21 protein-coding genes, 3 tRNA genes, 2 rRNA genes and 1 riboswitch (1 of these 27 cut by a window edge) are annotated in these 24,854 nt (G+C 62.4%); of the genes, 12 read left to right on the top strand and 14 right to left on the bottom strand.

Going from position 1 to position 24,854, the window contains the following annotated elements; genetic code table 11:
- Nucleotides 1-139: 139 nt before the first annotated feature.
- Nucleotides 140-214, bottom strand: a tRNA-Gly gene (locus tag U5A89_RS19725).
- Nucleotides 215-543: 329 nt separating this feature from the next.
- On the opposite strand from U5A89_RS19725, the gene paoA reads away from it, so the two are divergent.
- The 5 genes from paoA (at nucleotide 544) to U5A89_RS19700 (ending at nucleotide 6,752) form a co-directional block, all read left to right on the top strand.
- A complete protein-coding gene (gene paoA / locus U5A89_RS19720; RefSeq protein ID WP_338162694.1) occupies nucleotides 544-1,182 on the top strand; it encodes an aldehyde dehydrogenase iron-sulfur subunit PaoA in 639 nt (212 codons plus the stop codon).
- Nucleotides 1,179-2,135, top strand: a complete 957-nt coding sequence (locus tag U5A89_RS19715) for an FAD binding domain-containing protein (RefSeq protein ID WP_338162693.1) — start codon at nucleotides 1,179-1,181, stop codon at nucleotides 2,133-2,135. Before paoA ends, U5A89_RS19715 begins: the two co-directional genes overlap by 4 nt.
- A complete protein-coding gene (paoC, locus tag U5A89_RS19710) occupies nucleotides 2,132-4,336 on the top strand; it encodes an aldehyde oxidoreductase molybdenum-binding subunit PaoC (RefSeq protein ID WP_338162692.1) in 2,205 nt (734 codons plus the stop codon). The genes U5A89_RS19715 and paoC overlap by 4 nt, the downstream gene beginning before the upstream one ends.
- 152 nt (nucleotides 4,337-4,488) lie before the next feature.
- Nucleotides 4,489-6,471 carry a TonB-dependent receptor gene (locus U5A89_RS19705; RefSeq protein ID WP_338163124.1) on the top strand — a complete coding sequence of 661 codons (1,983 nt, stop codon included), beginning with the start codon at nucleotides 4,489-4,491 and terminating at the stop codon, nucleotides 6,469-6,471.
- Complete coding sequence (locus U5A89_RS19700) at nucleotides 6,444-6,752, top strand: DUF1294 domain-containing protein (RefSeq protein WP_445190678.1); 309 nt, start codon at nucleotides 6,444-6,446, stop codon at nucleotides 6,750-6,752. Before U5A89_RS19705 ends, U5A89_RS19700 begins: the two co-directional genes overlap by 28 nt.
- A gap of 10 nt (nucleotides 6,753-6,762) precedes the next feature.
- Here U5A89_RS19700 and U5A89_RS19695 read toward each other — a convergent pair.
- A tRNA-Thr gene (locus tag U5A89_RS19695) sits at nucleotides 6,763-6,837 on the bottom strand.
- 114 nt (nucleotides 6,838-6,951) lie between these two features.
- Between U5A89_RS19695 and U5A89_RS19690 the strand changes: the two genes are divergently transcribed.
- Nucleotides 6,952-7,092, top strand: a complete 141-nt coding sequence (locus tag U5A89_RS19690; RefSeq protein WP_338162691.1) for a hypothetical protein — start codon at nucleotides 6,952-6,954, stop codon at nucleotides 7,090-7,092.
- Nucleotides 7,093-7,095: 3 nt separating this feature from the next.
- Here U5A89_RS19690 and U5A89_RS19685 read toward each other — a convergent pair whose 3' ends face one another.
- Nucleotides 7,096-8,877 (bottom strand): aminopeptidase P family protein, encoded by a 1,782-nt coding sequence (locus U5A89_RS19685; RefSeq protein WP_338162690.1) that lies wholly within the window; start codon nucleotides 8,875-8,877, stop codon nucleotides 7,096-7,098.
- Nucleotides 8,878-8,988: 111 nt separating this feature from the next.
- Here U5A89_RS19685 and U5A89_RS19680 point away from each other — a divergent pair, with 111 nt between their 5' ends.
- The 3 genes from U5A89_RS19680 to U5A89_RS19670 all read left to right on the top strand — a co-directional run bounded on the left by U5A89_RS19680 (nucleotide 8,989) and on the right by U5A89_RS19670 (nucleotide 12,144).
- Nucleotides 8,989-11,061 carry a S9 family peptidase gene (locus U5A89_RS19680; protein WP_338162689.1) on the top strand — a complete coding sequence of 691 codons (2,073 nt, stop codon included), beginning with the start codon at nucleotides 8,989-8,991 and terminating at the stop codon, nucleotides 11,059-11,061.
- Nucleotides 11,061-11,462 (top strand): acyl-CoA thioesterase, encoded by a 402-nt coding sequence (locus U5A89_RS19675; RefSeq protein ID WP_338162688.1) that lies wholly within the window; start codon nucleotides 11,061-11,063, stop codon nucleotides 11,460-11,462. Before U5A89_RS19680 ends, U5A89_RS19675 begins: the two co-directional genes overlap by 1 nt.
- Before the next feature lie 61 nt (nucleotides 11,463-11,523).
- Nucleotides 11,524-12,144, top strand: coding sequence for a hypothetical protein (locus U5A89_RS19670; protein ID WP_338162687.1), 621 nt, complete (start codon nucleotides 11,524-11,526; stop codon nucleotides 12,142-12,144).
- 28 nt (nucleotides 12,145-12,172) lie between these two features.
- Here U5A89_RS19670 and U5A89_RS19665 read toward each other — a convergent pair whose 3' ends face one another.
- A complete protein-coding gene (locus U5A89_RS19665; protein ID WP_338162686.1) occupies nucleotides 12,173-14,020 on the bottom strand; it encodes an ABCB family ABC transporter ATP-binding protein/permease in 1,848 nt (615 codons plus the stop codon).
- A 179-nt stretch (nucleotides 14,021-14,199) separates the two neighbouring features.
- On the opposite strand from U5A89_RS19665, the gene U5A89_RS19660 reads away from it, so the two are divergent.
- Nucleotides 14,200-14,874: a DUF6891 domain-containing protein gene (locus tag U5A89_RS19660; protein WP_338162685.1), complete on the top strand. Its 675-nt coding sequence runs from the start codon at nucleotides 14,200-14,202 to the stop codon at nucleotides 14,872-14,874.
- Nucleotides 14,875-14,969: 95 nt separating this feature from the next.
- Here U5A89_RS19660 and U5A89_RS19655 read toward each other — a convergent pair whose 3' ends face one another.
- The 7 genes from U5A89_RS19655 to U5A89_RS19625 form a co-directional block, all read right to left on the bottom strand.
- Entirely contained in the window at nucleotides 14,970-15,290 is a 321-nt protein-coding gene (locus tag U5A89_RS19655; protein ID WP_338162684.1) for a LysR family transcriptional regulator, read from the bottom strand.
- 40 nt (nucleotides 15,291-15,330) lie between these two features.
- Nucleotides 15,331-15,729, bottom strand: a complete 399-nt coding sequence (locus U5A89_RS19650) for a type II toxin-antitoxin system death-on-curing family toxin (protein ID WP_338162683.1) — start codon at nucleotides 15,727-15,729, stop codon at nucleotides 15,331-15,333.
- The gene (locus U5A89_RS19645; protein WP_338162682.1) at nucleotides 15,729-15,956 is read right to left on the bottom strand and encodes an AbrB/MazE/SpoVT family DNA-binding domain-containing protein; all 228 of its coding nucleotides are present in this window, start codon (nucleotides 15,954-15,956) and stop codon (nucleotides 15,729-15,731) included. The genes U5A89_RS19650 and U5A89_RS19645 overlap by 1 nt, the downstream gene beginning before the upstream one ends.
- 67 nt (nucleotides 15,957-16,023) lie before the next feature.
- Nucleotides 16,024-16,281, bottom strand: a complete 258-nt coding sequence (locus U5A89_RS19640) for a DUF2442 domain-containing protein (RefSeq protein WP_338162681.1) — start codon at nucleotides 16,279-16,281, stop codon at nucleotides 16,024-16,026.
- A gap of 64 nt (nucleotides 16,282-16,345) precedes the next feature.
- Nucleotides 16,346-16,516 carry a DUF4160 domain-containing protein gene (locus U5A89_RS19635; RefSeq protein ID WP_338162680.1) on the bottom strand — a complete coding sequence of 57 codons (171 nt, stop codon included), beginning with the start codon at nucleotides 16,514-16,516 and terminating at the stop codon, nucleotides 16,346-16,348.
- Between the two features lie 70 nt (nucleotides 16,517-16,586).
- Nucleotides 16,587-18,482 (bottom strand): phosphomethylpyrimidine synthase ThiC, encoded by a 1,896-nt coding sequence (gene thiC, locus U5A89_RS19630; protein ID WP_338162679.1) that lies wholly within the window; start codon nucleotides 18,480-18,482, stop codon nucleotides 16,587-16,589.
- A gap of 11 nt (nucleotides 18,483-18,493) precedes the next feature.
- Nucleotides 18,494-18,901 carry a DUF2065 domain-containing protein gene (locus U5A89_RS19625; protein WP_338162678.1) on the bottom strand — a complete coding sequence of 136 codons (408 nt, stop codon included), beginning with the start codon at nucleotides 18,899-18,901 and terminating at the stop codon, nucleotides 18,494-18,496.
- A 55-nt stretch (nucleotides 18,902-18,956) separates the two neighbouring features.
- A riboswitch (TPP riboswitch) is annotated at nucleotides 18,957-19,067 on the bottom strand.
- A 38-nt stretch (nucleotides 19,068-19,105) separates the two neighbouring features.
- On the opposite strand from U5A89_RS19625, the gene U5A89_RS19620 reads away from it, so the two are divergent.
- Nucleotides 19,106-19,402 carry a hypothetical protein gene (locus U5A89_RS19620; protein WP_338162677.1) on the top strand — a complete coding sequence of 99 codons (297 nt, stop codon included), beginning with the start codon at nucleotides 19,106-19,108 and terminating at the stop codon, nucleotides 19,400-19,402.
- Complete coding sequence (locus U5A89_RS19615; RefSeq protein ID WP_338162676.1) at nucleotides 19,399-21,534, top strand: prolyl oligopeptidase family serine peptidase; 2,136 nt, start codon at nucleotides 19,399-19,401, stop codon at nucleotides 21,532-21,534. Before U5A89_RS19620 ends, U5A89_RS19615 begins: the two co-directional genes overlap by 4 nt.
- A 288-nt stretch (nucleotides 21,535-21,822) precedes the next feature.
- On the opposite strand, the gene U5A89_RS19610 is transcribed toward U5A89_RS19615, so the two are convergent.
- The 3 genes from U5A89_RS19610 to U5A89_RS19600 form a co-directional block, all read right to left on the bottom strand.
- Nucleotides 21,823-21,899, bottom strand: a tRNA-Met gene (locus U5A89_RS19610).
- Between the two features lie 75 nt (nucleotides 21,900-21,974).
- Nucleotides 21,975-22,089: ribosomal RNA gene (gene rrf, locus U5A89_RS19605) — 5S ribosomal RNA — on the bottom strand.
- A 201-nt stretch (nucleotides 22,090-22,290) separates the two neighbouring features.
- Nucleotides 22,291-24,854: ribosomal RNA gene (locus U5A89_RS19600) — 23S ribosomal RNA — on the bottom strand (it continues 232 nt past the right edge of the window).

Here is a 24,854-nt window from a genome sequence, read left to right as displayed (position 1 = left end):
TCGGATGCATTCCGATCGGGATAGGCTTTTAGGCAAAGGCAACGCAGGATTGCTTACCCTGAACGATGTCTGAGATTCTCGGGGAAGGCGATGAACCAGCTGACACAACGCCCCAGAAACCATTGATTTCTATGATTTCTGGAGCGGGCGAAGGGATTCGAACCCTCGACCCCAACCTTGGCAAGGTTGTGCTCTACCCCTGAGCTACGCCCGCTCTGGCGGCCGGAGGATGTATCCCTCTCGGCGGGTGGCGGGGAACTAGCAGCGCTTGTTCGAACGGGCAAGGGGAGAATTGCACAAAAATGAAATTCTCAGGCGACGATATAAAAATCCTCCCTTTTCTGTGCCTTAGACGCGTCGCGACAGTTCGAGCGATAGGGCTGGCGCTATTCGACCGCGCGAATCGTCGGCCCACGGCGGGAAAAAGGAGGCGCTTGGCGTACGCTGTCCTTCTGCTAGCTTGGCTTTGGATGTTTCTTGCGGCGGCGGGATCGTTTGCCGCCGCTCTTCGTAATGACAGGCAACCAACAGGGAGGACCGGCCATGTCGTCCAATCATTTAACGCGCCGCGGCCTGCTGCAGGGCAGTACCGCTTTTGCTGCCGCAGCGCCCATATTGTCGCAAGCGCAGGACGCTGCCGCCGCAACGCCCAGGCGTAAAGGAACAACTGCCATGATGCCCGTCGAATTGACCGTCAACGGACGCGAGGTGCATCTGCAACTCGATCCGCGCACCAGCCTGCTCGATACGCTGCGGGAGCATCTGCATCTGACCGGCACCAAAAAAGGATGCGATCATGGGCAATGCGGTGCCTGCACGGTGATCGTGGAAGGGCGTCGGATCAATAGCTGTCTGACCTTGGCCGTGATGCATGATGGTGACGACATCACGACGATCGAAGGGCTGGGCACGCCGGAAAATCTGCATCCCATGCAGAAGGCTTTCATCGTGCATGACGGCTATCAGTGCGGATATTGCACGCCAGGGCAGATTTGTTCGGCCGTCGCAGTGCTGGAGGAAATCCAGGCAGGCGTCCCCAGCCATGCGACCGCGGATCTGGATAAGGTGGCGTTGAACGACGCGGAATTGCGGGAGCGAATGAGCGGCAATATCTGCCGTTGCGCCGCCTACCCCAATATCATTGCCGCGATGCGCGATGTTGCCGGGGAGAAACAGGCATGAAGGCCTTTACCTACGAACGCGCGACGAGCGCCCAGGCAGCCGCCAAAGCAGCCGCGTCGGTGCAGGGCGCCCGCTTCATCGCGGGCGGCACCAATTTGCTGGACCTGATGAAGCTGCAGATCGAAACCCCGACTCATTTGATCGACGTCAACCATCTGGGGTTGGACAAGATCGAAAAGACGGATGATGGTGGTCTGCGCATCGGCGCGCTGGTGCGCAACACCGACTTGGCCGCCGACAAGATTGTGCGGCGCGACTATGCGGTTCTGAGCCGCGCGTTGCTGGCCGGAGCGTCGGGGCAGTTGCGTAACAAGGCAACGACCGGTGGCAACCTGCTACAGCGCACCCGTTGTCCCTATTTCTACGATACGCGTATGCCCTGCAACAAGCGCCAGCCGGGTAGCGGCTGCGGCGCGATGCAGGGCATGAGTTGGAGCCTGGCGATATTGGGCGTCAGCGACGCCTGCATCGCCCAGCATCCCAGTGACATGGCGGTGGCGATGCGGTTGTTGGATGCGCAGGTCGATACGGTCGGCGCCGACGGAGCGACGCGCACTATCCCGATCGCCGATTTCCATCTGCTGCCTGGCGATACCCCCAACCGCGAAACGGACCTTAAGGCGGGCGAGATCATTACGTCCGTCACACTGCCAAAGCCCATCGGCGGCACGCATGTCTATCGCAAGGTGCGCGACCGCGCATCCTATGCGTTCGCGCTGGTGTCGGTCGCGGCGATATTCGGCAAGGACGGGTCGGCGCGCTTCGCCTTTGGCGGCATCGGCGCGAAGCCGTGGCGGGTGGCGGATGCCGATGCGGCGGGCAAAAGTGGCGCGAAGGCGGTCGCCGAAGCCGCGCTGGTCGGTGCGCGCACCACCCAGCATAATGATTTCAAGAAGGCGCTGGTCGAACGGACGCTGGCGTCCGTCTATCGGCAGCGGGAGGCACGAGCATGAAGTTCGATACGCCAGCAGGCATCAACCCGATCGACAAGGGCCGGGTGATCGGCATTCCCCATGATCGCATCGACGGCGCGGCCAAGGTAACGGGCAAAGCGCCCTACGCCTATGAACGGCATGATGCGGCGCCCAATGCCGTCTATGGCTGGGTGGTGGGATCGGCGATCGCCAAGGGGCGGATCGCGGCGATGGACATGCGCGCCGCCGAAGCGGCACCGGGCGTGCTGGGCATCGTGACCAGCGCCAATGCCGGCAAGTTGGGCAAGGGCGACAATAATACCGCCCCGCTGCTGGGCGGACCGCAGATCGACCATTATGAGCAGGCGGTCGCGCTGGTCATCGCCGATACGTTCGAAAATGCGCGCGACGCCGCGAAGCTGGTGCGGATCGACTATAGCGCGGAAGATGGCCAGTTCGACCTGGCGGCCGAGCGGTTGAATGGCGCGATCCCGCCCAGCGGCTTTGGCGGTCCGGCCGACACGAAGGTTGGCGATTTCGACACGGCCTTCGCCAAGGCGGCGGTAAAGGTCGAGCAGACCTACAGCACGCCCGATCACAGCCATGCGATGATGGAGCCGCACGCAACGACGGCCGCGTGGAATGGCGACAAGCTGACGCTATGGACGTCCAACCAGATGATCGCCTGGGGCGTGGGCGAAGTCGCCAAGACGCTGGGCATTCCCAAAGCGAATGTGCGGTTGGTGTCGCCCTATATCGGCGGCGGCTTCGGGTCTAAACTATTTTTGCGCGCCGACGCGCTGCTGGCGGCCCTGGGCGCCAAGCAGGTGGGCCGCCCGGTCAAGGTCGCGCTTGCCCGGCATCAGATTCCTAACAACACCACCCACCGGCCCGCGACCATCCAGCGTATCCGCATCGGTGCGGATAAAAATGGCGTGATCGATGCGATCGGGCATGAAGTCTGGTCGGGCGATCTGCCCGGTGGCGGTCCGGAAACGGCGGCGATGCAGACGCGCCTCCTTTATGGTGGCGCCAACCGTATGACCGCGCACCGTCTGGTCACGCTCAACCTGCCCGAAGGCAATGCGATGCGCGCGCCGGGCGAAGCGGTGGGCCTGTTGGCGCTGGAGATCGCGATGGATGAGCTGGCCGAAGCCAGCGGCGTCGATCCGGTCGAACTGCGCATCCGCAACGATGTGCAATATGATCCCGAAGCCGGGCCGCAACGCCCCTTTTCCAGCCGCAAGCTGGTCGAATGCCTACGTGCCGGGGCCGATCGGTTCGGGTGGGACAAGCGCAAGGCCAAGCCTGGCCAGGTGCGTGACGGCCGCTGGCTGGTCGGCATGGGGATGGCGGCCGCCTTCCGCAACAATCTGGTGGGCAAATCGGGCGCGCGGATCGGCGTGGACGGCCAGGGCAAGGTCATCGTCGAAACCGACATGACCGACATCGGCACCGGCAGCTATACCATCATCGGCCAGACCGCGGCCGAAATGCTGGGCGTCAATCTGGATCAGGTCGTGGTGCGGCTGGGCGACAGTCGCTTCCCGGTTTCTGCTGGATCGGGCGGGCAGTGGGGGGCGAACAGTTCGACCGCGGGCGTCTATGCCGCCGCCATGGCGCTGCGCGCCAAACTGGCGGAAAAGGCGGGCTATCCTGCCGAACAGGCACAGTTCGAAGATGGCCTGATTCGTCACGATAATAAATCCCAGACATTGTCGGCGTTGGCCGGGCGGGACGGCGTGTGGGCGGAAGACACTATGGACTATGGCGATCTCGACAAACGCTATGCGCAAGGGACGTTCGGCGCGCATTTCTGTGAAGTTGGCGTGGATATCGACACAGCCGAGGTCCGCGTTCGCCGCATGGGCGGCGCCTTTGCCGCCGGGCGCATCCTCAATCCCAAATCCGCGCGTAGCCAGGTGATCGGCGCAATGACGATGGGCGTGGGTGCGGCGTTGATGGAGGCGCTGGACGTGGACACCCGCTTCGGCTTTTTCGTCAATCACGACATGGCGGAATATATGGTGCCGGTCCATGCCGACATCCCGGAACAGGATGTGCTGTTCATCGATGAACTGGACGACAAAAGTTCGCCGATGAAGGCCAAGGGCGTGGGCGAACTGGGCATCTGCGGCGCAGGCGCAGCGGTCGCCAATGCGATCTACAACGCCACTGGTCTGCGCCTGCGCGATTATCCGCTGACGATCGACAAATTGCTGAAGGCGCAGGCCGCCTAAGAGCACTGCCCAAAGAGCGAGCCTGTCCCGCCGACAGGCAGACTCGCTCTTTAAAAAGGCTGCAATCCTTTCCATTTGCGAAAGCCGCCAATAAGGACAGGGGCGATGAGGGGATCGCCGTGAGAATATTATCGTCCGTCCTGTTACTGAGCATGCCGGGTCTGGCCTGGGCGCAGTCACCCGATGCCGCGCCCGAAGACAATCCCGCCATCATCGTCACCGGCGCTGGCCTCAGCCTGCCGCCCGGTACGCCTGCCTATGGATCGGTGACGATCCCCCGCGAACGGTTGCTGGACACCGCATCGGGACGGATCGAAAGCGTGCTGGGCGATGTCGCGGGTTTCCAACAGTTCCGTCGGTCGGACAGCCGGTCGTCCAACCCCTCCAATCAGGGCGCGACGCTTCGCGCGCTGGGCGGCAACGCGTCGAGTTGCACATTGGTGCTGCTGGACGGTGTGCCTGTGGCGGACCCGTTTTTCGGCTATATCCCGTTCAGTGCGCTGGTGCCAGACAGGCTGTCGGTGGTGCGGGTGACGCGCGGCGGCGGCATCGGCGCATTCGGGGCGGGCGCGGTCGCCGGGACGATCGAACTGGCGAGCGCGACGCGCGACCAACTCCCCGATTTTGCCGCCAGCGCCTTTTACGGCAGCCGGGACGCGACCGAGGTTTCCGCTGGCCTGACCCAGGATCTGGGCGGCGGCTATGTGTCGCTGTCGGGCCGCTGGGAGCGGGCCGACGGGTTCCAGACGGCGCCAGAGAACCAGCGCGTCGCCGCCACCGTACCGGCCGCCTATGATGGCTGGTCGACCAATATTCGGGCCGTCGCGCCGATTTCCGCCACGTCGGAACTGCAATTCCGCGCGACCCTGTTCAAGGATGACCGCACGCTGCGCTTCGCGGGTGCCGACAGCATGAGCCAGGGGCAGGATGCCAGCATCCGCTATATCAATCGCGGACTGTGGCAGGTCGATGCGCTGGCCTATATTCAGGCGCGCAACTTCTCCAATATCGTCATTTCCGCGTCCACTTTCCGCAAGTCGCTGGACCAGCGCAACACGCCGTCTACCGGGATCGGCGGCAAGATCGAGGTCCGGCCCCCGGTCGGCAGCGCGCACCTGTTACGGCTGGGCGTAGATACGCGCTTCGCCATCGGCGATATGTTTGAGGATGCGTATAACGCCAACCAGGCGGCCAATCCGCGCACCTTTCTACGCCAGGCCGGGGGCGACCAATGGACGAGCGGCGTCTTTGTCGAGGATGACTGGACGTTGGGGCGGTTGATCCTGACCGGCGGGGTACGGGCCGACCGCTGGACGATCCGCAACGGCTTCTACCAGGAGGTCAATGCGACAACGAGTGCGACAGTACGGCGCGATATCTATGCCGACCGATCCGACTGGGCCGTGTCGGGTCGATTCGGCGCGCTATATCGCCTGAGCGAAGGCTTGGCGTTGCGGGCGGCGGGCTATAGCGGCTTTCGCCTGCCGACGCTGAACGAATTATACCGGCCGTTCGTGGTGTTTCCGATCACGACGAGGGCCAATCCAGCGCTGAACCCCGAAAAGCTGAAAGGCGCGGAGGTCGGCCTGGACATATCTGCGCTGCCGGGCATCACCCTGTCCGCCACGGCTTTCTACAACCGGCTGGACGATGCCATCGCCAATGTCACTATCGCCTCCAACACCCGCGAGCGCCAGAATGTCGATCGGATCGTTGCCAAGGGGATCGAACTGACGGCTGCGGCTAAGGTAGGCGCCATCACCCTGTCCGCATCCTACGCCTATAGCCACAGCATCGTCCATGCGCCGGGCAGCGCGTTCGACGGTTTCAGACCTGCGCAAAGCCCGCGCCATGCCGCCAGCGCCACGGTGGCCTATAGCCCCGCATCCGGCCCGTCGCTATCGACCACGCTGCGTTATGTCGGCAGGCAATATGAGGACGATCTGCAAAGCGACGTGCTGCCCCATGCGTGGACGCTGGACGCCGTCGCGCGGCTGCCGGTGGGGCATGGCGTCAGCCTGGTGGCGCGGGGCGAGAATCTGCTCGATGAGACGGTCGTCACTCGCAACGCTGGCGGGTCGATGGATTTGGGTACGCCACGAACTTTGTGGATCGGTATCAGTTTCGGCGGCTGACATATGCAGGCAGCGGCGCTCCTGACGGCCTTGTTGCTGACCAACGCCATGCCTTCGCCCTGTTCGGTATCGACAAGCGGCGCGCCCGTCGGGGGCTGCGCCGCGTTTCGGAGCGCAAGTTGCTGTGCTGGGCTTTGGCGGGCGGCACGGTCGGCGCGCTTGCCGGACGGCATGTCTTTCGTCACAAGACGCGCAAGCGGCCCTTTTCGCGGCTGCTCTGGCTGATCGTCGCAAGTCAGGCGGTGGCGATCATCACCGGATTGGTCATGGTCGCAGGATGATGGGGAGAAATGGTGCTGCCGGTGAGGATTGAACTCACGACCTCAGCCTTACCAAGGATGCGCTCTACCACTGAGCTACGGCAGCACTCTATTTCTGTTCCATAGCGCGCCTCGCGCTGCGGAGCCGGGCCTATGGCCGCGCGGCTTGTCCTTGTCAAGGCGGGTTGCGGCCGATGGCGCATTTTGCTTAAGCCCATCCATGGCTGAAACGCAGGACGAAAAAAAGACACGGCTGGCGCAGGCGCTGCGCGACAATCTGCGTCGGCGCAAGGCGCAGACGCGGGAGGCTTCGCGGGAGGGGGCGACACCGCCCTCTCCCACCGAAGATCCCAAGGACTGACCCTTAAAGCGGCGCGCAGGCGGCTTTGAGCCAGGCGAGCGCGTCGCTCTCCAGTTGCGGGCCGACCAAGTCCAGCACCGCTGTATGATAGGTGTCGACCCAAGCGCGCTCCTCGCCGCTCAGCAGATCGGTAGCGATGAGGGTGCGGTCGATCGGGGCGTAGGTCAGCGTTTCGAAGCCCAGCATGGCCTTTTCCGCGCCCGGAACATCGCGTTCTTCCACCAGCACCAGATTTTCGATGCGGATGCCATATTCGCCGGTCTTGTAGTAGCCTGGCTCGTTGGAGAGGATCATGCCCGCCACCAGCGGTTCGTCCCCGCCGCCGAAGGTCGCGATGCGCTGCGGTCCTTCATGGACCGACAGGAAGCTGCCCACGCCATGGCCGGTGCCATGGGCATAATCCAGCCCTTCGGCCCAGAGATATTGGCGGGCCAGCGCATCGAGCTGGCCGCCACGCGTCCCCTTGGGAAATACCGCGCGGGCGAGCGCGATATGGCCTTTCAATACCAGGGTGAAGCGGCGGCGCATTTCGTCGGTCGGCGTGCCGATCGCCAAGGTGCGAGTGACATCGGTCGTGCCGTCGCGATACTGGCCGCCAGAATCGACCAGATAGAGGCTGTTCAATTCGATCGGGCGATTGGTCTTTTCCTCCGCGCGATAATGGACGACGGCGCCGTTCGGCCCCGCGCCGCTGATCGTATCGAAGGACAGGTCTTCGAGCAGGCCGGTCTCCTTGCGGAAAGCCTCCAGCCGGTCGGAGGCGGAAAGTTCGGTCAGGCCACCCTTGGGCGCTTCGACCGCAACCCAGTGCAGGAAACGGCTGAGCGCCGCGCCGTCGCGAGCCTGTGCTGCCTTGTGCCCGGCGATTTCGGTGGCGTTCTTGATCGCCTTGGGCAGGACGGCGGGGTCGCGCAGCGGCAGCACGGTCGCGCCGCCCGCGTCCAACCCGTTGAAGATCGCGGCGACCGCCCGTTCCGGGTCGGCGATCACCGTCTTTCCGGCGAAATCCTGGAGCGCGGCGGCGAAGTTCACACCGTCATGGACGCGCACCGCATTGCCCAGATGCTGGGCGACGGCCTCATCCATCTTTTCCGGCGCGACATAGAGATCGGCGGTCGCGTCCGCATGGACGATGGCATAGGCGAGCGCGACGGGGGTCCGATCCACATCCTTGCCGCGGATGTTGAAGGTCCAGGCGATCGAATCGAGGGCGGAAAGGACAACCGCGTCGGCCTTCTTCCCGGTCAGCCAGTCGGCCATGGCGGCACGCTTTTCCGCCGCCGACTGACCGGCATGACGATCTTCATGCACCACCAGCCGGGCGTCGCTGCGCGCCGGACGATCGGGCCAGACGGCGTCGATCGGGTTGGAGTCCACCGCGACCAGTTCCGCGCCCTTTTCAGCCAGCGCCTGCGTCGCTTGGCTCACCCAGGCGCGGGTATGGAGCCAGGGATCATAGCCGATCCGCCCACCCTGCGGCGCGTGATCCTTCAGCCAAGCGGCGATCGAGGTCTGCGGCACGCTTTCATATTGCCAATAAGCGCCGTCCACCTGCTCGCGCACTTGCAGCGTGTAGCGGCCATCGACAAAGATCGCCGCTTCCTCCGGCAGCACCACCGCGCTGCCCGCAGACCCCTGGAATCCGGTCAGCCAGGCGAGCCGCTGCGCATAGGCGCCGACATATTCGCTCATATGCTCATCGGTCAGCGGCACCACGAAACCGTCCAGCGTCTGGCGCACCAATTGCGCGCGCAGGGCTTTCAGGCGGTCTTCATAACTGGACATCACTATTCCCTTGGATCATGTCGGGCCTCTTGCGTCGGCCATAATGGCGACAACATAGAGGGGAGCGCGCGCTTATTCCAGCGCATGCCCCGTCTGGACCATGGATAGTTAATGACCGATCACATGCAGCCCCCTTCCCTGCCCCCCGTCGCCGACCGTCGCGCGCACAGCTTCACGCATCATGGCGTCACGGTGGACGATCCTTATGCATGGCTGCGCGATCCGGGTTATCCCGACGTCAAGGACAAGGATGTGTTGGCCTATCTGGAGGCGGAAAACGCTTGGTTTGACGGGGCGATGGCGCCGCACAAGCCGCTGCTCGACACGCTGTTCCAGGAAATGAAGGGGCGGATCAAGGAAGACGACCAGTCGGTTCCCCAAAAGGATGGCGACTATGTCTATTGGCGGGCTTTCGAAACCGGCGCGCAATATCGCAAATGGTATCGCAGGCCCGTCGCGGGCGGCGATGACCAGCTGATCCTGGACGAACCGGCGCTGGCGGAGGGGCATGACTATTTCCGGCTGGGCGCGATGTCGGTCAGCCCGGATGGCCGCTATCTCGCCTATGCGATCGACATCAACGGGTCGGAACGGTTCGAAGCGCGGATCAAGGATCTGTTTTCGGGCGACATCCTGCCCGAGGTGATCCCCGACACCTTGTCGTCGCTGGTGTGGACGGCGGACAGCAAGGGGCTGCTTTACGGCCTGGCCAACGAAAATTGGCGGACCGACAACGCCCGGTTGCACTGGCTGGGCCAGGATGTGGCAAGCGATGTCGAGCTGTTCCATGAGGATGACGAAGGGTTTCGGGTTTCGATCGGCCTCACCTCTTCGGAAAAATATATCGTCATCGCCACCGGCGACCATGTGACCAGCGAAGCCTGGCTGATCCCGTCCGACGACCCGACCGCCCAGCCGCTGCTGGTCGCGGCGCGCAAGCCGGGCCGCGAATATGATGTCGATGAGCATGAGGGCACGCTCTACATCAAGACCAATGACGTCCATCCCAATTTCCGGCTGGTCAAGGCGACGCTGGATGCACCGGACCAGTGGACGCAAGTGATCGCACCCGACGATCATTTCTACCTGACCGACTTCACGCTGTTTAAGGCCTTCTACGTCACCGAAGGGCGGCAGGACGGGTTGGACCAGATCGAACTGCGCGATTATGCGACGCATAGGCCCAAGCGCATCCCCTTCCCCGAAGCGAGCTATTCCGCGTCGCTGGACGACAATCCCGAATATGACGTGACGAAGCTGCGCATAGGGTATGAATCGATGGTGACGCCCGACACCATCTATGATTATGACCTGGCGACCGGGGCGCTGGACGTGCTCAAAATGCAGGACATCCCGTCGGGCTATGACGCAAGCCGCTACGCGACCGAGCGGTTGATGATCACGGCGCGCGACGGTACGCAGATTCCGGTGTCGATCGTCTATCCCGCCGACCTGCCCCGCGACGGCAGCGCGCCGCTGCATCTTTACGGCTATGGCGCCTATGGGCTGGCGATGGAGCCGGGCTTTTCGACCAGTCGATTGTCGCTGCTCGATCGCGGCTTTGCCTTTGCGCTGGCGCATATTCGCGGCGGCGACGATCTGGGCCAGCAATGGTATCTGGACGGGAAGCTGGACAAGCGGGTCAATACGTTCACCGATTTCGTGGACGTGGCGAAGGGGCTGATCGACCTTGGCTATACCAGCAAGGGCCGGATCAGCATTTCGGGCGGGTCGGCCGGTGGTGAGTTGATGGGCGCGGTGATCAATAGCGATCCCGACCTGTGGGGCGCTGTGGTGGCGCATGTGCCGTTCGTGGACGTGCTCAACACCATGCTGGACGAAACCTTGCCACTGACGCCGGGCGAATGGCCCGAATGGGGCAATCCGATCGAGGATGCAGCCGCATTCCATACCATTCAAAGCTATGACCCCTATAGCCATGTCATCGCGCAGGATTATCCGCCGCTGATGGTGACGGCGGGGCTGAACGACCCGCGCGTGACCTATTGGGAGCCGGCCAAATGGGTAGCGAAGCTGCGGGCGACCAAGACCGACGACAATATCCTGCTGCTCAAGACCAATATGGGCGCGGGCCATGGCGGCAAGTCGGGGCGGTTCGAAAGCCTGCATGAGACGGCGGAGGAGTTTGCGTTTATCCTGTGGCAATTGGGGGTAGCGGGATAATGGCCGCATCCTTCACCAAGCAGATCACAGCCTTGCCCGAGCATATCGATGTGCTGGGCCATGTGAACAATGCGGTGTGGGTCCAGTGGATGGAACAAGTGTCGGTCGAGCATTGGACGCAGGATGCCGATCCGGCCCATGTCGATGCCTATATCTGGGTCGTGACGCGGCATGAGATCGACTATCGCGGCAATGTGACCGTGGGGGAGACGGTGACGGCGCGAACCTGGATACCTGATCCGCCACGCGGGGCGCGGTTCGACCGGTTGATCGAATTCGCCGGATCGGACGGCAAGGTGAAGGTGTCGGCGCGGTCCACCTGGGCAATGATCGACAAGCAATCGGGGCGGTTGATGCGGGTGCCGACAGAGGTCGCCGCGCCGTTCCTGAACCCCAGATAAAGGAACCTAGGGCAGAAGGCGAACGTTTCCGGCCCGTCATCAATTGTGATGGGAGAGACATATGAACAAGATTTTCAAGACCAGCCTTGGCGGCCTGCTTGCGGCTTCCGCGCTTGCCTTCAGCGCTGCCCCCGCCTTTGCCGGTGACGAAGAGCGTGCGCTCGCCGCCATCGCCGAAGCCAAGGGCAAGATCGAGGCGGCTTCCAAGCTCAATCCTTCCCCCGAACTGATCGCCCGCGCCCAGGCGTCGCTGCGGCTGGCGCAGGAAGCGTTGAAGAGCGGCAAGGAGCAGAAGGCGATCAGCGCCGCGCTGGAAGCGCAGGCCAATGCCGACACCGCCATCGGTGAAGGCCAGCAGCGCGCCGATGCCAATGCCCAGATGCAGACGCAGGCCACGGTAAACGCGCAGCAGCAGGCCGACGCCGCCAATGCCCGCGCCGATGTGGCGGAGCAGGCTGCCGCTTCGGCCGCGGCGGACGCTCAGGCCGCCCGCAATGCGGCCGCTGCGGCTGCGGCCAAGCCCGCCACCACCACGGTGACGACCGAAACGACCAAGGCGGTGCAGACCGCATCGCGCACCACCACCGCGCCCAAGCGCAAGGTCGTGCGCAAGACCACCCGCACCGCACCGCGCGCCGCCGTAGCCGAACGCACGACGACGACGGTGACGACGCATAATTGATCCGGTGACGCCCCTCTGAGCGCAAGGCTCAGTGGGGCGTCGCGACCTCGAATATATCCTCGATCCCCGGTTCGCTCGGCACATCCTCCCGCTCCTGCGCTTGCCGCGCCCACATCAATGCATAAAGCCCATCGGCACGGACGAGGTCGGCATGGCGTCCGCGCTCTATGATCGTTCCCTTGTCCAGCACGACGATTTCGTCGGCATCGACCACCGTCGACAGGCGATGCGCCACCACCAGGGTCGTGCGCTGGCGGCTGATGTCGCGCAGCACGGTCTGGATTTCGGTTTCGGTGCGGCTGTCCAAAGCGCTGGTCGCTTCGTCCAGCACAAGCACGGGCGGGTCTTTCAGCAAGGTACGCGCGATGGCGACGCGCTGCTTTTCGCCGCCCGATAATTTGAGGCCGCGTTCGCCCACGCGGGTGTCGTAGCCCTTGGGCAGGCTGAGGATGAAGTCGTGGATCGACGCGGCCTTCGCCGCCGCTTCTATTTCCGCCTGGGTCGCGCCTTCACGGCCATAGCCGATATTATAGCCGACCGTGTCGTTGAACAGCACCATGTCCTGCGGCACGATGCCGATGGCGGCGCGCAGCGACTGTTGCGTGACCTGGGCAATATCCTGCCCGTCGATCGACACTTGGCCTGACTGGATGTCGTAGAAGCGGAACAGGATGCGGGCGATGGTGGATTTGCCCGCGCCGGACGGGCCGACGATTGCCAGCGTCCTGCCCGCGGGCACGGTGAAGCTGACATCGTGCAGGATTTCGCGTTCCGGATCGTAGCCGAAACGCACATGGTCGAAGCGTACTTCCCCGCCGCGGGCTTGCAAATCTCGGGCATCGGGGGCGTCGGCAATCTCCTGCGGCGTGTCGATCAGCTTATACATCGCCTCCATATCGATCAGCCCCTGGCGGATGGTGCGATAGACCATGCCGAGCAGGTCGAGCGGGCGGAACAGTTGCGACAGCAATGTATTGACCAGCACCACGTCGCCGGTGGTGAATTGCCCCCGGCTCCAGCCCCAGACGGTATAGGCCATCGCCCCCGCCATCATCAGATTGGTGATGAGCGACTGGCCGATATTAAGCCAGGCGAGGCTGTTCTCGCTCTTGACCGCCGCATGGGCATAGCGGCGCATCGATGTGCCGTAGCGGGTGGCTTCGCGCTGTTCGGCGCCGAAATATTTGACCGTCTCGAAATTGAGCAGGCTGTCGACGGCATGGGCGACCGCGTTGGTGTCCATGTCCACCATGTCGCGGCGCAGCTGGTTGCGCCATTCGGTGACGGTGCGGGTGAAGAGGATATAAAGCGCCACCATGACCACGGTCGCAACGACCAGGCCAGCGCCGAACTTGACGAAGAAGATGACGCAGACGGCGACCAGTTCCAGCACGGTCGGCGCGATGTTGAACAGCAGGAAATAGAGCATCGTGTCGATGCTCTTGGTCCCGCGCTCCACGATTTTCGTCACCGCGCCGGTGCGACGGTCGAGATGGAAGCGCAGCGACAGGCGGTGGAGATGGACGAATACATCGTCGGCCAGCCGCCGCCCCGCTTCCTGACCGACCTTTTCGAACACGGCGTTGCGCAGATTGTCGAACAACACGCCGCTGAACCGCGCGCCCGCATAAACCGCAACCAGCGCCATGGCGAGGCCGACGGCCGGCTCCATCCCCGGTGCCATCCGATCGATCGCCGCCTTATAGGCGAAGGGCATGGCGAGGCTGACCGCCTTTGCCAGCAGCACCAGCCCCATGGCGAGCGCGACCCGGCGGCGTAGCGCAGCGGAGTTGGCGGGCCAGAGATAGGGCAGGAAGCGGCGGAGCGTCGCCCAGACGGGCGGGATCGGCGCGGAAGAAGCGGTATCGGGGGGCATCGGGCGCTATGTAGGCGTAATGGCGCGGCAATCCAATGGCGCGGCCGACGACGACGCCTTTGGATGGGAAGATCGAACCGTCATCGGCAGGGAACAAAGCATCGCTTGCGCCCTTTCCCTTTGGCACGAGGCGGGGCATGATAGGGTGTCGCTACGCATCGCAGGAGGCAGGCAGCCGCATGTTAGGGTCTTTGTGGAATCGGATTTTCGGAACCAGGACGGACAGCGCGCGCGAGGATATCGCCACAAAAACCCCGGCGCCCAGCTATGATCCGGTGGCGGCGCTGCGCGATCTGGTCCGCCGCGATGTCGCCAGCGGATTTTTCGATGATGATGCCGTCCTGACCAACGCCAATGACGTGTTCGAGGAGGAATTGCCCCGACCGACGCTGCGCATTGAGGCGTCGGCGGCGTTGCGCGCCGCGCTGGCGGAGCATCGCGCCGCCGAGCAATCATGGCCGGACCTGACCGATTGCGACCGGCTGGATGCCGCATTTGCCGCGCTGGAAGAGGACGGCATCGTCGCGCGGCAGAATTTCACTTGCTGTGGCACATGCGGCGCGTCCGAAATCTGGGACGAGATCGAAGCGGCGCAGAATGAGGGCGTAGCGGTGGAAGGCTATGCCTTTTTCCATATGCAGGACACCGAATCCGCCGTGGAAGGCCACGGCCTCTATCTCAACTATGGCGCGTGCGCACAGGGCGAGGACGCCGCGGTCGCGATCGGCCATCGCATCGTCGCCGCGCTGAAAGCGCAGAGGTTGGCGACCGACTGGGACGGCCGGATCGAGCAGCGGATCGGCATATCCATCGAATGGAAGAAGCGGCGCAGCGTGGTGCTGTTGCAGGGATAGGGCAGCCGCTTTCGCGGCGGGGCCGAAGTTCACACCGTTGCGGGGCTTTTCGGCGCGAAGCGCTCGCGAAGCGTCCGCAAGGCGCGCCCGAAGCGTCACCGACGCACCCCCGAAGCGCCGCTTCCTATTGTCGGTTTGGCCGCGAGCGCGCCGTGGTCCATTGATAAGGGCCGGGTCATCAGTTGGTCGTAGAGCATCAGCGCCTCCGCCCAATTGCGGTCGAAGTCGGTGCCTGCGAGGCGGCGGCGCAACCGATGCGCGCTGGACGGCGACAGACCTACGGCGCGGGCGGCGTGGCGGACGCTGCCGGTCTGCAACAAGGTGCCGAGAAAGGACGCCTGCAGCGCGGGCGTCCAGCGGGCGCGGCGTTTCGGGGCGGGGCCGGTGGGCGGATTGGGGAGAGGCGGCTGGTCCATCCATCAGGATAGATCAGAGGATGGCCGAATAGGAAAGGGGTCAGGCAGCGGGCGCGAGATGCTGGCGGAACCAGTCGGCCAGTTCGTCTTCCGCGAGTGAACCCGCCGCCAGTTCAAGGAAGGCGACCACCAGTTCGGCGTCGGTCGCATTCAGGCTGTAGCCGTTCAGCAGCAGGAAGGTTTCGCTGACTACCGCCGCGATCCGCTTGTTGCCATCAACGAACGGGTGGTTGCGCGCGAGGCCATAGGCATAGGCGGCGGCCAGCGCGGCGGCGTCGGGATCACCATAATGAGCCAGTTGCTGCGGCCGCGCCATGGCGCTTTCGAACAAGCCGCGATCCCGCAGGGCGTCGCCGCCGCCGCCATGTTCGGCGATCTGTTCGGCATGGGCGGCCATCGCCACGGCCAGCGTGACCCAGACCCAATCATCCTGCGGCATTATTTCGCGAGTTCTTGCAGCGCCCGCTTGCGCCGCGCCATCACGTCGCGCGCGGCCGCCATTTGCGCGTCGAAATCCGGTTCGGCAGTCGAAAGCTCGATCCCGCGGGGGGTGACGACGACGGAGAGGCTATCCCCGGCAGCGGCGTTAAGATGGGCCAGCAACTCCTTGGGCAGGATCAACCCGGCGCTGTTGCCGATCTTCATGATTTTGAGGGGCATGTTCATACGGGGGTTATAACATTACAGCACGGTCGTATCAATGCGGGATTATGGTCGAACCTCGCGGCATTGCTTACCGCCTTGTCGCTGGCGCACCTCTGAGCAAACCCTCCGTACTCAAATCCTCATCAATGTCCGGCCAATGGATGCCGTAGCCGCCACCTGCTACTTCCCAATGAGAACGCTCGGCAGATGTGGCTTGCGCCAAGCGAGGATACCATGCCAGCGGGACGGAAATGGTGCGGCCGTCCATCAGATCGACGACCAGACTGTCCTCGTCACAGCGGACGTCGGCCACGCGCTCGTCGGTGATTCTAGCCGAAATATTCACGCCATGCCTCCAGCAACCGGCTGCGATGCGTTGCCACCATGGCTATTATGTCATTGATCTCCGATCAGCGAAAGCCGGTGTTCTTTGCCATCGCCACCGGTTCGAGCCAGACTTTCATCGAAGAGCCGCCCTTATCGACATGGACATGGGGCGGCTCGTTCGGTTCATGGCTGTAGAAGTAAAAGCGATACCCATCGAGGCGGAAGATGGTCGGCATCAGCATATCCCCTGTCATGAGGCCGACCATCTATCGCATAGGCTATTGCGCCGTCCAAGACATGACCGACGGCTTCAGGGGCTAGCTCTTAATCATGCTCCCGCCCGCCAGCGCCCATATAGAGTTCGCTGCCGCTGTCCTTGAAGACCTTGCTCATCTCTTCCATGCCCTTGAGCGCGGCGGCCTTGCTGGCGGCGGCGGTTTCTGCCCCGGTAGGACCGGTAGCGATGAAGCCTTCGACGCTTTGATTCTGCTTGGCGGCGAAGTCGCGGACTTCCTGGCTGATTTGCATCGAGCAGAATTTGGGGCCGCACATGGAGCAGAAGTGGGCGCTTTTCGCGCCTTCGGCAGGCAGCGTCTGGTCGTGATATTGTTCGGCGGTTTCGGGGTCCAGGCTCAGGTTGAACTGGTCGCGCCAGCGAAATTCGAAGCGGGCGCGGCTGAGCGCATCGTCGCGGACCTGGGCGGCGGGGTGGCCCTTCGCCAGATCGGCGGCGTGGGCGGCCAGCTTGTAGGTGACGACGCCGACCTTTACGTCGTCGCGGTCGGGCAGGCCCAGATGCTCCTTGGGCGTGACGTAGCAGAGCATCGCGGTGCCGTACCAACCGATCTGCGCTGCGCCGATGCCCGACGTGATATGATCATAGCCCGGCGCGATGTCGGTGGTGAGCGGCCCCAAGGTATAGAAGGGCGCTTCGCCGCAGACCTGCAGCTGCTTTTCCATATTTTCCTTGATCTTGTGCATGGGCACATGGCCCGGCCCTTCGATCATCACCTGCACATCCTGTTTCCAGGCGCGGTGGGTCAGTTCGCCCAGCGTGTAGAGTTCGGAGAATTGCGCTTCGTCATTGGCGTCGGCGATCGATCCGGGGCGAAGGCCGTCGCCCAGGGAGTAGGCGATGTCGTACGCCTTCATGATCTCCGTGATGTCGTCGAAATGGTCGTAGAGGAAGCTTTCCTTGTGATGGGCGAGGCACCATTTCGCCATGATGGAGCCGCCGCGCGACACGATGCCGGTGACGCGCTTGGCCGCCATCGGGATGTAAGCCAGGCGGACGCCCGCATGGATGGTGAAATAATCGACGCCCTGCTCCGCCTGTTCGATCAGCGTATCGCGGAAAATCTCCCAGGTGAGGTCTTCAGCGACGCCGCCGACCTTTTCGAGCGCCTGGTAGATGGGGACGGTGCCGATCGGCACCGGCGAGTTGCGCAGGATCCATTCGCGCGTGTCGTGGATGTTGCGACCGGTGGACAGGTCCATGACGGTGTCCGCACCCCAGCGGATCGACCAGACCAGCTTGTCGACTTCGGAGGCGACGTCGGACGCGACGGCGCTGTTGCCGATATTGGCGTTGATCTTCACCAGGAAATTGCGGCCGATCGCCATCGGCTCGGATTCGGGGTGGTTGATATTATTGGGGATGATGGCGCGGCCGCGGGCGATTTCGTCGCGGACGAATTCGGGCGTCACATAGTCGGGGATCGCCGCGCCGAAACTCTCGCCGTCGCGGACATAGGAGGCGAGGCGGGCGCGGCCGAGATTCTCGCGTTCCGCCACATATTCCATTTCCGGGGTGATGATGCCGCGGCGGGCATAGTGCATCTGGGACACGTTGGCGCCGGGCTTGGCGCGCAGGGGGCGTTTGACCAGGTTCGGGAAGGGCTGGACGCCGCCGCTGCGGTCGGGGCCTTTGAGGCCGTTATCCTCCGGCTTGATCTCCCGCGCGGCATAATCTTCGACATCGCCGCGCGCCATGATCCAGTCCCGGCGCAGCGCGGGCAGGCCCGCCATGATGTCGATGCGCGCGTCGGGATCGCTATAGGGACCGGACGTGTCATAGACGCGGACGGGCGGTTCGCCGCTGCCCGGCTCCAGATGGATTTCGCGCATCGCGACCTTCAGCGGGCCGACATGGATCTTCTTCGACCCACGGATGGGACCAGTGGTAACGCGCATTTCGGTGCGGGCGGGGACATCTGCCATGAGGATACCTTTCAGACGGAAATAGTGGCGCGGCCGGTCAGGCCAGCAAGGAACAGGAAGAGGCCCAGCGCCAGGGCGATCAGCGCCCAGGTGCGGATGAAACCGGTGGACCAGTGGCCAATGCGGATCAGCGGGCCGGGCACGGCCAGCAGCGTCGCCCCTTCGATCAGGGCGACATAGCCGATCAGGCTGACGATGACGGCCAGCGGATCGGTCCAGACGCTGTGGATCAGCACCAGCGTGCCGCCGACCGCAAAGACCGCGAACCCCAACGTGATGACAAGGCCGGGCGATCGATTGAGATCGTCCATGACGCTGCGCCAGCGCGGCGGATTGGCGACGCCGCCGATGCCGATGACGATCAGATACAGACCGATGATTTCGGCCAACCGCAGGGTCAGAACGGCAATAGTGTCCATGGGCCGCCTCTCTTTCGTCTCTTGTCAGGGACGGAGGGCGGGCGCGGTCTGCGGGTTAGACAAGCCGTTCCCTCCCTACGCCGGTCTCAACCAGATCAGGTTCAACGGGTCGTGGCCACAACAGCCACCTCTCAACCGCCTGTGAGCGGTCCCCCGGGGATGCTGGACAGGATAAGGACGAAACGGCACAAGGTCCAGCACCATATGTTCGATCATCTGCCCCCCGATCTTTCCACCAAGGCTGGCCGCAAGGCGTGGCGTCATGAAATGCGCATGGTGGCGGTGCGGCCGCGCCGCTGGGGGTTGTGGTTGCTGACTTTGGGGTTCCTGCTGCTGGTCGCGCCTTCCGCCTTTGGCCTGCACAGCCTGTGGGGCTGGTCGCCCAGCCTGATCGGGAGCCTGTTGATGCTGGGTGCGTTACCCCTGCTGATTGCAGGCGCGCTGTTGCGGCGGCGATACCGGCAGGGGCGTTTGGGCCTGTCCAGGGGGAAGATGGAATGAAGAGGATTATATTGTTGGTGACTGCTGCGATACTGACCGGCGCGGGTGCGCCCCCTGCCCCTGTTCCGGCCCCCGCCCCTGCCCCGGCTGACGATCCGTTCGTCTGGCTGGAGGATTGGACCGGCCAGCGCGCGATGCAGTGGGTGGAGACGGAGAATAAGGCGACGGTCGCAACGCTGCAGGGCGATCCGCGCTATGCCGGTTATTTCAAGGATGCGCTGGCGATCGCTTCGGCCAAGGACCGGATCGCGATGCCGATGCTGATCCATGGCCGGGTCTATAATTTCTGGCGCGATGCCGATCATCCGCAGGGCATCTGGCGTTACACCAGCGAGGCCGATTATGCGACCGACGCGCCGCGCTGGACCACGGTGCTGGACCTGGACGCGCTGTCGAAGGCGGACGGCAAGAAATGGGTGTGGAAGGGCGCGACCATCCTGGACCCGGACGAGCGATTGGCGCTGATCAACCTGTCGGACGGCGGCGAAGATGCGGTGACGCTGCGCGAGTTCGACCTGACGAGCGGGACGTTCGTCAAGGACGGGTTCGACATTCCCACCTCCAAACAGAATGAGGCCTGGCTCGACAAGGATACGCTGCTGATTGCCCGCGATTGGGGGAAGGACAGCATGACGGTGTCGGGCTATCCGTTCGTGGTGAAGACATTGAAGCGCGGGCAGCCGCTGGAGCAAGCGCAGGAAATCTACCGTGGCGCGGCGAGCGATCAGGTCGGCACCTTCCCGACGCTGCTGTCCGACGGCGCGGGCAATCGGGCGGCCTTTCTCTATCGCGGCGTCACCTTCTTCGGCAACGAGACCTATCTGGTGACGAACGGTGGCGTGAAGCGGCTGCCCCTCCCCGCCAAGAGCCAGTTACAGGGCATGGTGCAGGGCCAGGTGCTGATCCAGACGAGCGAGGCGTGGACCAGCGGCGGCGTGACCGTGCCGTCGGGGTCGCTGGCGGCGGTGCCGTTGAAGGCGCTGGAATCCGGCGAGACATTGAAGCCGCAAATCCTGTTCGCGCCCAATGCGCGCCAGTCGATCGACGGCGTGGCGGCGACGAAGAACCGCGTCATCCTGGCGATCAACGACAATGTGCGTGGGCGGGTGCTGGTGCTTTCGCCAGGGAAGAGCGGGGCCGCGAGCGGATGGACGACGACGCCGGTGACGCTGCCGGACAACGCGACCATCTCGATCGCGAGTGCGACCGACAAGAGCGATATGGCCTATCTGTCGGTGGCGGGCTTTCTGGCACCGACGACCTTGTGGACGCTGGACGCCGCCAACCCAGTGCCGCGCCAGGTGAAGGCGATGCCCGCGCGCTTCGACGCCGCCGGGCTGGTCGTGGACCAGTTCGAAGCGACATCGACCGACGGGACGAAAATCCCCTATTTCATCGTCCATCGCAAGGACATGAAGCTCGACGGGTCGACCCCCACGATCATGACGGCCTATGGCGGTTTCGAAATACCGATGACGCCCAGCTATGCCGCGATCACCGGCAAATTGTGGCTGGAGCGCGGCAATAGTTTCGTGCTGGCGAACATCCGCGGCGGCGGCGAGTTCGGCCCGGCCTGGCATGAGGCGGGGCTGAAGACCAAGCGGCAGATCATCTATGATGATTTCGCGGCGGTGGCGCAGGATATCTTCGCGCGGAAATTGTCGTCGCCGCGGCGGTTCGGCATTTATGGCGGGTCCAATGGCGGATTGTTGATGGGGGTGGAGTTCAACCAGCATCCCGACCTGTGGAACGCGGTGACGATCCAGGTGCCGCTGCTCGACATGATCCGTTACGAGCAGATTGCGGCGGGCGCATCCTGGGTCGATGAATATGGCAGCGTGTCGGTGCCGGCGGAAAAGGCGTTTCTGCAGACGATCTCGCCTTATGCGAACATCCGGCGGGGTGTGAAATATCCGACGCCCTATATCTGGACGACGACGAAGGACGACCGGGTCGGGCCGCAGCATGCGCGCAAGTTCGCGGCGCGGCTGAAGGATTATGGACTGCCCTATTATTTCTATGAGGATACGGCAGGCGGCCATTCGGGCGACGCGGATATCGCGCAGGGCGCGCGATTGCAGGCGATGCAGATGGTGTATTTCAGTCGGCAACTGGAAGGGGCTGACCGGTGATCGGGTGGTTGGGAGGCGGCCGCCTCCCAACCTGTCTCTTGCGGATTGTGAATAATAAAAAACCCGCTTTTTGGGCGGGGTTGTATGTGGTGTTGTGGATCCCGGCGTTCGCCGGGGCAACGCAAAGCCTAAGCTCACTGCGTTCGCTAAGTCTTTTACGTTGGTTGCAGGCGTAGGATTTGAACCTGCGACCTTCAGGTTATGAGCCTGATGAGACGGCGGCACAAAAGGCAGTCAGGGGGACTGCCTGACTGCTGTCGTGGGCTGCGGTGGCGTGTATGCGACCTGTGGTTGCGGGAGTAGGATTTGAACCTACGACCTTCAGGTTATGAGCCTGACGAGCTACCGGGCTGCTCCATCCCGCGCCAGAGGCGCGACCAGAGGTCGCTAACGACAAAGTGAATGGGTTTTGTGTGTCCGATATATGCGCGCGCTTCAATGCCTGGCGACGCCCTACTCTTCCAGTGCTTGAGCAATAGTACCATCGGCGCAGACTGGTTTCACGGCCGAGTTCGGGATGGGATCGGGTGGGTCACAGACGCTATGGTCACCAAGCAATGAAGCGGGCGCATATAAGGGGGTTATAATCGATGCCGTGCACATATTGGGTGCAAACCTCGCCAACAGGCGGGTTTGTTGGGTTCAAACCTGCCAACAGGCGGGTTTGTATGTTTGTAAGCTATATCTGGGCTGGCTTAACAACCGACCGTCGCTGACATGCGCTGATAACCAGTGCTGTCGTTGATGGTGGGACTCTTAAGCGCGAATAGGACAATTAGTATCGGTTAGCTTCATGCGTTACCGCACTTCCACATCCGATCTATCAACGTGGTGGTCTTCCACGGTCCTAAGAAATCTTATCTTGAGGGAGGCTTCCCGCTTAGATGCTTTCAGCGGTTATCCCGTCCATACATAGCTACCCTGCTGCGCCACTGGCGTGACGACAGGTACACCAGAGGTATGTTCAACCCGGTCCTCTCGTACTAGGGTCAACTCCTCTCAAATTTCGACGCCCACGGCAGATAGGGACCAAACTGTCTCGCGACGTTCTGAACCCAGCTCACGTACCACTTTAATTGGCGAACAGCCAAACCCTTGGGACCTGCTCCAGCCCCAGGATGTGATGAGCCGACATCGAGGTGCCAAACGATTCCGTCGATATGAGCTCTTGGGAATCATCAGCCTGTTATCCCCGGCGTACCTTTTATCCGTTGAGCGATGGCCCTTCCACGAGGGACCACCGGATCACTATGACCGACTTTCGTCTCTGCTCGACTTGTCAGTCTCGCAGTCAGGCGGGCTTATGCCATTGCACTCTAACAGACGGTTTCCAACCGTCCTGAGCCCACCATCGCGCGCCTCCGTTACTCTTTAGGAGGCGACCGCCCCAGTCAAACTACCCACCACAGAGGGTCCCTGTACCGGATAACGGTACGAGGTTAGACATCAGAAAACAGCAGGGTGGTATTTCACCTATGGCTCCACATCAACTGGCGTCGATGCTTCAAAGCCTCCCACCTATGCTACACAGCTCTTTCCTAATGCCACTCTGAAGTTGCAGTAAAGGTGCACGGGGTCTTTCCGTCTAACCGCGGGTACTCCGCATCTTCACGGAGAATTCAATTTCGCTGAGCATATCCTGGAGACAGTGGGGAAGTCGTTACGCCATTCGTGCAGGTCGGAACTTACCCGACAAGGAATTTCGCTACCTTAGGACCGTTATAGTTACGGCCGCCGTTTACCTGGGCTTCAATTCAGAGCTTGCACTCCTCCTCTTAACCTTCAGGCACCGGGCAGGCGTCAGGCCCTATACGTCGTCTTGAAGCCGACTTAGCAGAGCCCTGTGTTTTTGCTAAACAGTCGCTACCCCCTGGCCTGTGCCCCCCATAAGTGCTTGCGCATATATGGGGCCTCCTTCTTCCGAAGGTACGGAGGCAATTTGCCGAGTTCCTTCAGGATACTTCTCTCAAACGCCTTGGTATACTCTACCATTCCACCTGTGTCGGTTTAGGGTACGGTCTATACGGAGGGGCTATTTCCTGGGACAACTTCACAGCCTGGAGCAATCCAATAAGCCCAGACCATTTACGCCATCCGTCACACACCTCCAGGCCCACGAATATTAACGTGGTTCCCATCGACTACCCCCTTCGGGCTCGTCTTAGGGGCCGGCTTACCCTGCTCAGATTAGCTTTAAGCAGGAACCCTTGGAATTTCGGCGACAGTGCATCTCACACTGTTAATCGCTACTCATGTCTGCATTCGCACTTCCGATACCTCCACGGTCGGTTACCCTTCCGCTTCAACGGCCTACGGAACGCTCCGCTACCGCTCAGTCAAAGACTGAACCCTAAGCTTCGGTGCATCACTTTAGCCCCGTTACATCTTCGCCGCAGGATCTCTTATTTAGACCAGTGAGCTGTTACGCTTTCTTTAAAGGATGGCTGCTTCTAAGCCAACCTCCTGGTTGTTTTGGAAATCCCACATGCTTTCCCACTTAGTGATGACTTGGGGACCTTAGCTGTAGGTTAGGGCTGTTTCCCTTTTGACGACGGACCTTAGCACCCGCCGTCTGTCTGCCGGACTAAACTCGTTGGTATTCGGAGTTTGGTTAGTATTGGTAGATCTCGCGACCCCCGCAACCATCCAGTGCTCTACCCCCAACGGCAATCATCCGACGCTCTACCTCAATAGATTTCGCGGAGAACCAGCTATTTCCCGGCTTGATTGGCCTTTCACCCCTAAGCACAACTCATCCGACAATTTTTCAACATTGAACGGTTCGGTCCTCCAGTGCGTGTTACCGCACCTTCAACCTGGTCATGCATAGATCGCCGGGTTTCGGGTCTAATGCATCAAACTCATGGTCGCCCTATTCAGACTCGCTTTCGCTGCGCCTACACCTAACGGCTTAAGCTTGCTTGATACACTAAGTCACAGACCCATTATGCAAGAGGTACGCGGTCAGGTCTCAAGGACCCTCCCACTGCTTGTAGGCATCCGGTTTCAGGTACTGTTTCACTCCCCTCATCGGGGTGCTTTTCACCTTTCCCTCACGGTACTGGTTCACTATCGGTCATGTACGAGTATTTAGGCTTGGAGGGTGGTCCCCCCATGTTCAGACAGAGTTTCACGTGCTCCGCCCTACTCAAGTCCTGGAATATCATTTTCGCATACGGGGCTGTCACCCGCTATGGCCGCACTTTCCAGAGCGTTCTGCTAACTATATCCCAGGCGCTGGCCTGGTCCGCGTTCGCTCGCCACTACTAACGGAATCTCGGTTGATGTCTTTTCCTCCGGGTACTGAGATGTTTCAGTTC

It is taken from the genome of Sphingobium sp. HWE2-09, assembly GCF_035989265.1.
GTDB lineage: Bacteria > Pseudomonadota > Alphaproteobacteria > Sphingomonadales > Sphingomonadaceae > Sphingobium.
The sequence above is the reverse complement of the archived record's forward strand: the minus strand, read 5'-3'. Positions and strand labels throughout refer to the sequence as shown.

Coding starts and splice junctions, on each gene's coding strand:
- U5A89_RS19625 (WP_338162678.1), bottom strand. CDS start 18,901: ATGGACACTATTGCCGTTCTGACCCTGCGGTTGGCCGAAATCATCGGT.
- U5A89_RS19715 (WP_338162693.1), top strand. CDS start 1,179: ATGAAGGCCTTTACCTACGAACGCGCGACGAGCGCCCAGGCAGCCGCC.
- U5A89_RS19690 (WP_338162691.1), top strand. CDS start 6,952: ATGGCTGAAACGCAGGACGAAAAAAAGACACGGCTGGCGCAGGCGCTG.
- U5A89_RS19665 (WP_338162686.1), bottom strand. CDS start 14,020: ATGCCCCCCGATACCGCTTCTTCCGCGCCGATCCCGCCCGTCTGGGCG.
- U5A89_RS19620 (WP_338162677.1), top strand. CDS start 19,106: ATGTTCGATCATCTGCCCCCCGATCTTTCCACCAAGGCTGGCCGCAAG.
- U5A89_RS19615 (WP_338162676.1), top strand. CDS start 19,399: ATGAAGAGGATTATATTGTTGGTGACTGCTGCGATACTGACCGGCGCG.
- U5A89_RS19675 (WP_338162688.1), top strand. CDS start 11,061: ATGGCCGCATCCTTCACCAAGCAGATCACAGCCTTGCCCGAGCATATC.
- U5A89_RS19655 (WP_338162684.1), bottom strand. CDS start 15,290: ATGGACCAGCCGCCTCTCCCCAATCCGCCCACCGGCCCCGCCCCGAAA.
- U5A89_RS19650 (WP_338162683.1), bottom strand. CDS start 15,729: ATGCCGCAGGATGATTGGGTCTGGGTCACGCTGGCCGTGGCGATGGCC.
- U5A89_RS19645 (WP_338162682.1), bottom strand. CDS start 15,956: ATGAACATGCCCCTCAAAATCATGAAGATCGGCAACAGCGCCGGGTTG.
- U5A89_RS19660 (WP_338162685.1), top strand. CDS start 14,200: ATGTTAGGGTCTTTGTGGAATCGGATTTTCGGAACCAGGACGGACAGC.
- paoC (WP_338162692.1), top strand. CDS start 2,132: ATGAAGTTCGATACGCCAGCAGGCATCAACCCGATCGACAAGGGCCGG.
- U5A89_RS19680 (WP_338162689.1), top strand. CDS start 8,989: ATGACCGATCACATGCAGCCCCCTTCCCTGCCCCCCGTCGCCGACCGT.
- thiC (WP_338162679.1), bottom strand. CDS start 18,482: ATGGCAGATGTCCCCGCCCGCACCGAAATGCGCGTTACCACTGGTCCC.
- U5A89_RS19685 (WP_338162690.1), bottom strand. CDS start 8,877: ATGTCCAGTTATGAAGACCGCCTGAAAGCCCTGCGCGCGCAATTGGTG.
- U5A89_RS19670 (WP_338162687.1), top strand. CDS start 11,524: ATGAACAAGATTTTCAAGACCAGCCTTGGCGGCCTGCTTGCGGCTTCC.
- U5A89_RS19705 (WP_338163124.1), top strand. CDS start 4,489: ATGCCGGGTCTGGCCTGGGCGCAGTCACCCGATGCCGCGCCCGAAGAC.
- paoA (WP_338162694.1), top strand. CDS start 544: ATGTCGTCCAATCATTTAACGCGCCGCGGCCTGCTGCAGGGCAGTACC.
- U5A89_RS19635 (WP_338162680.1), bottom strand. CDS start 16,516: ATGACAGGGGATATGCTGATGCCGACCATCTTCCGCCTCGATGGGTAT.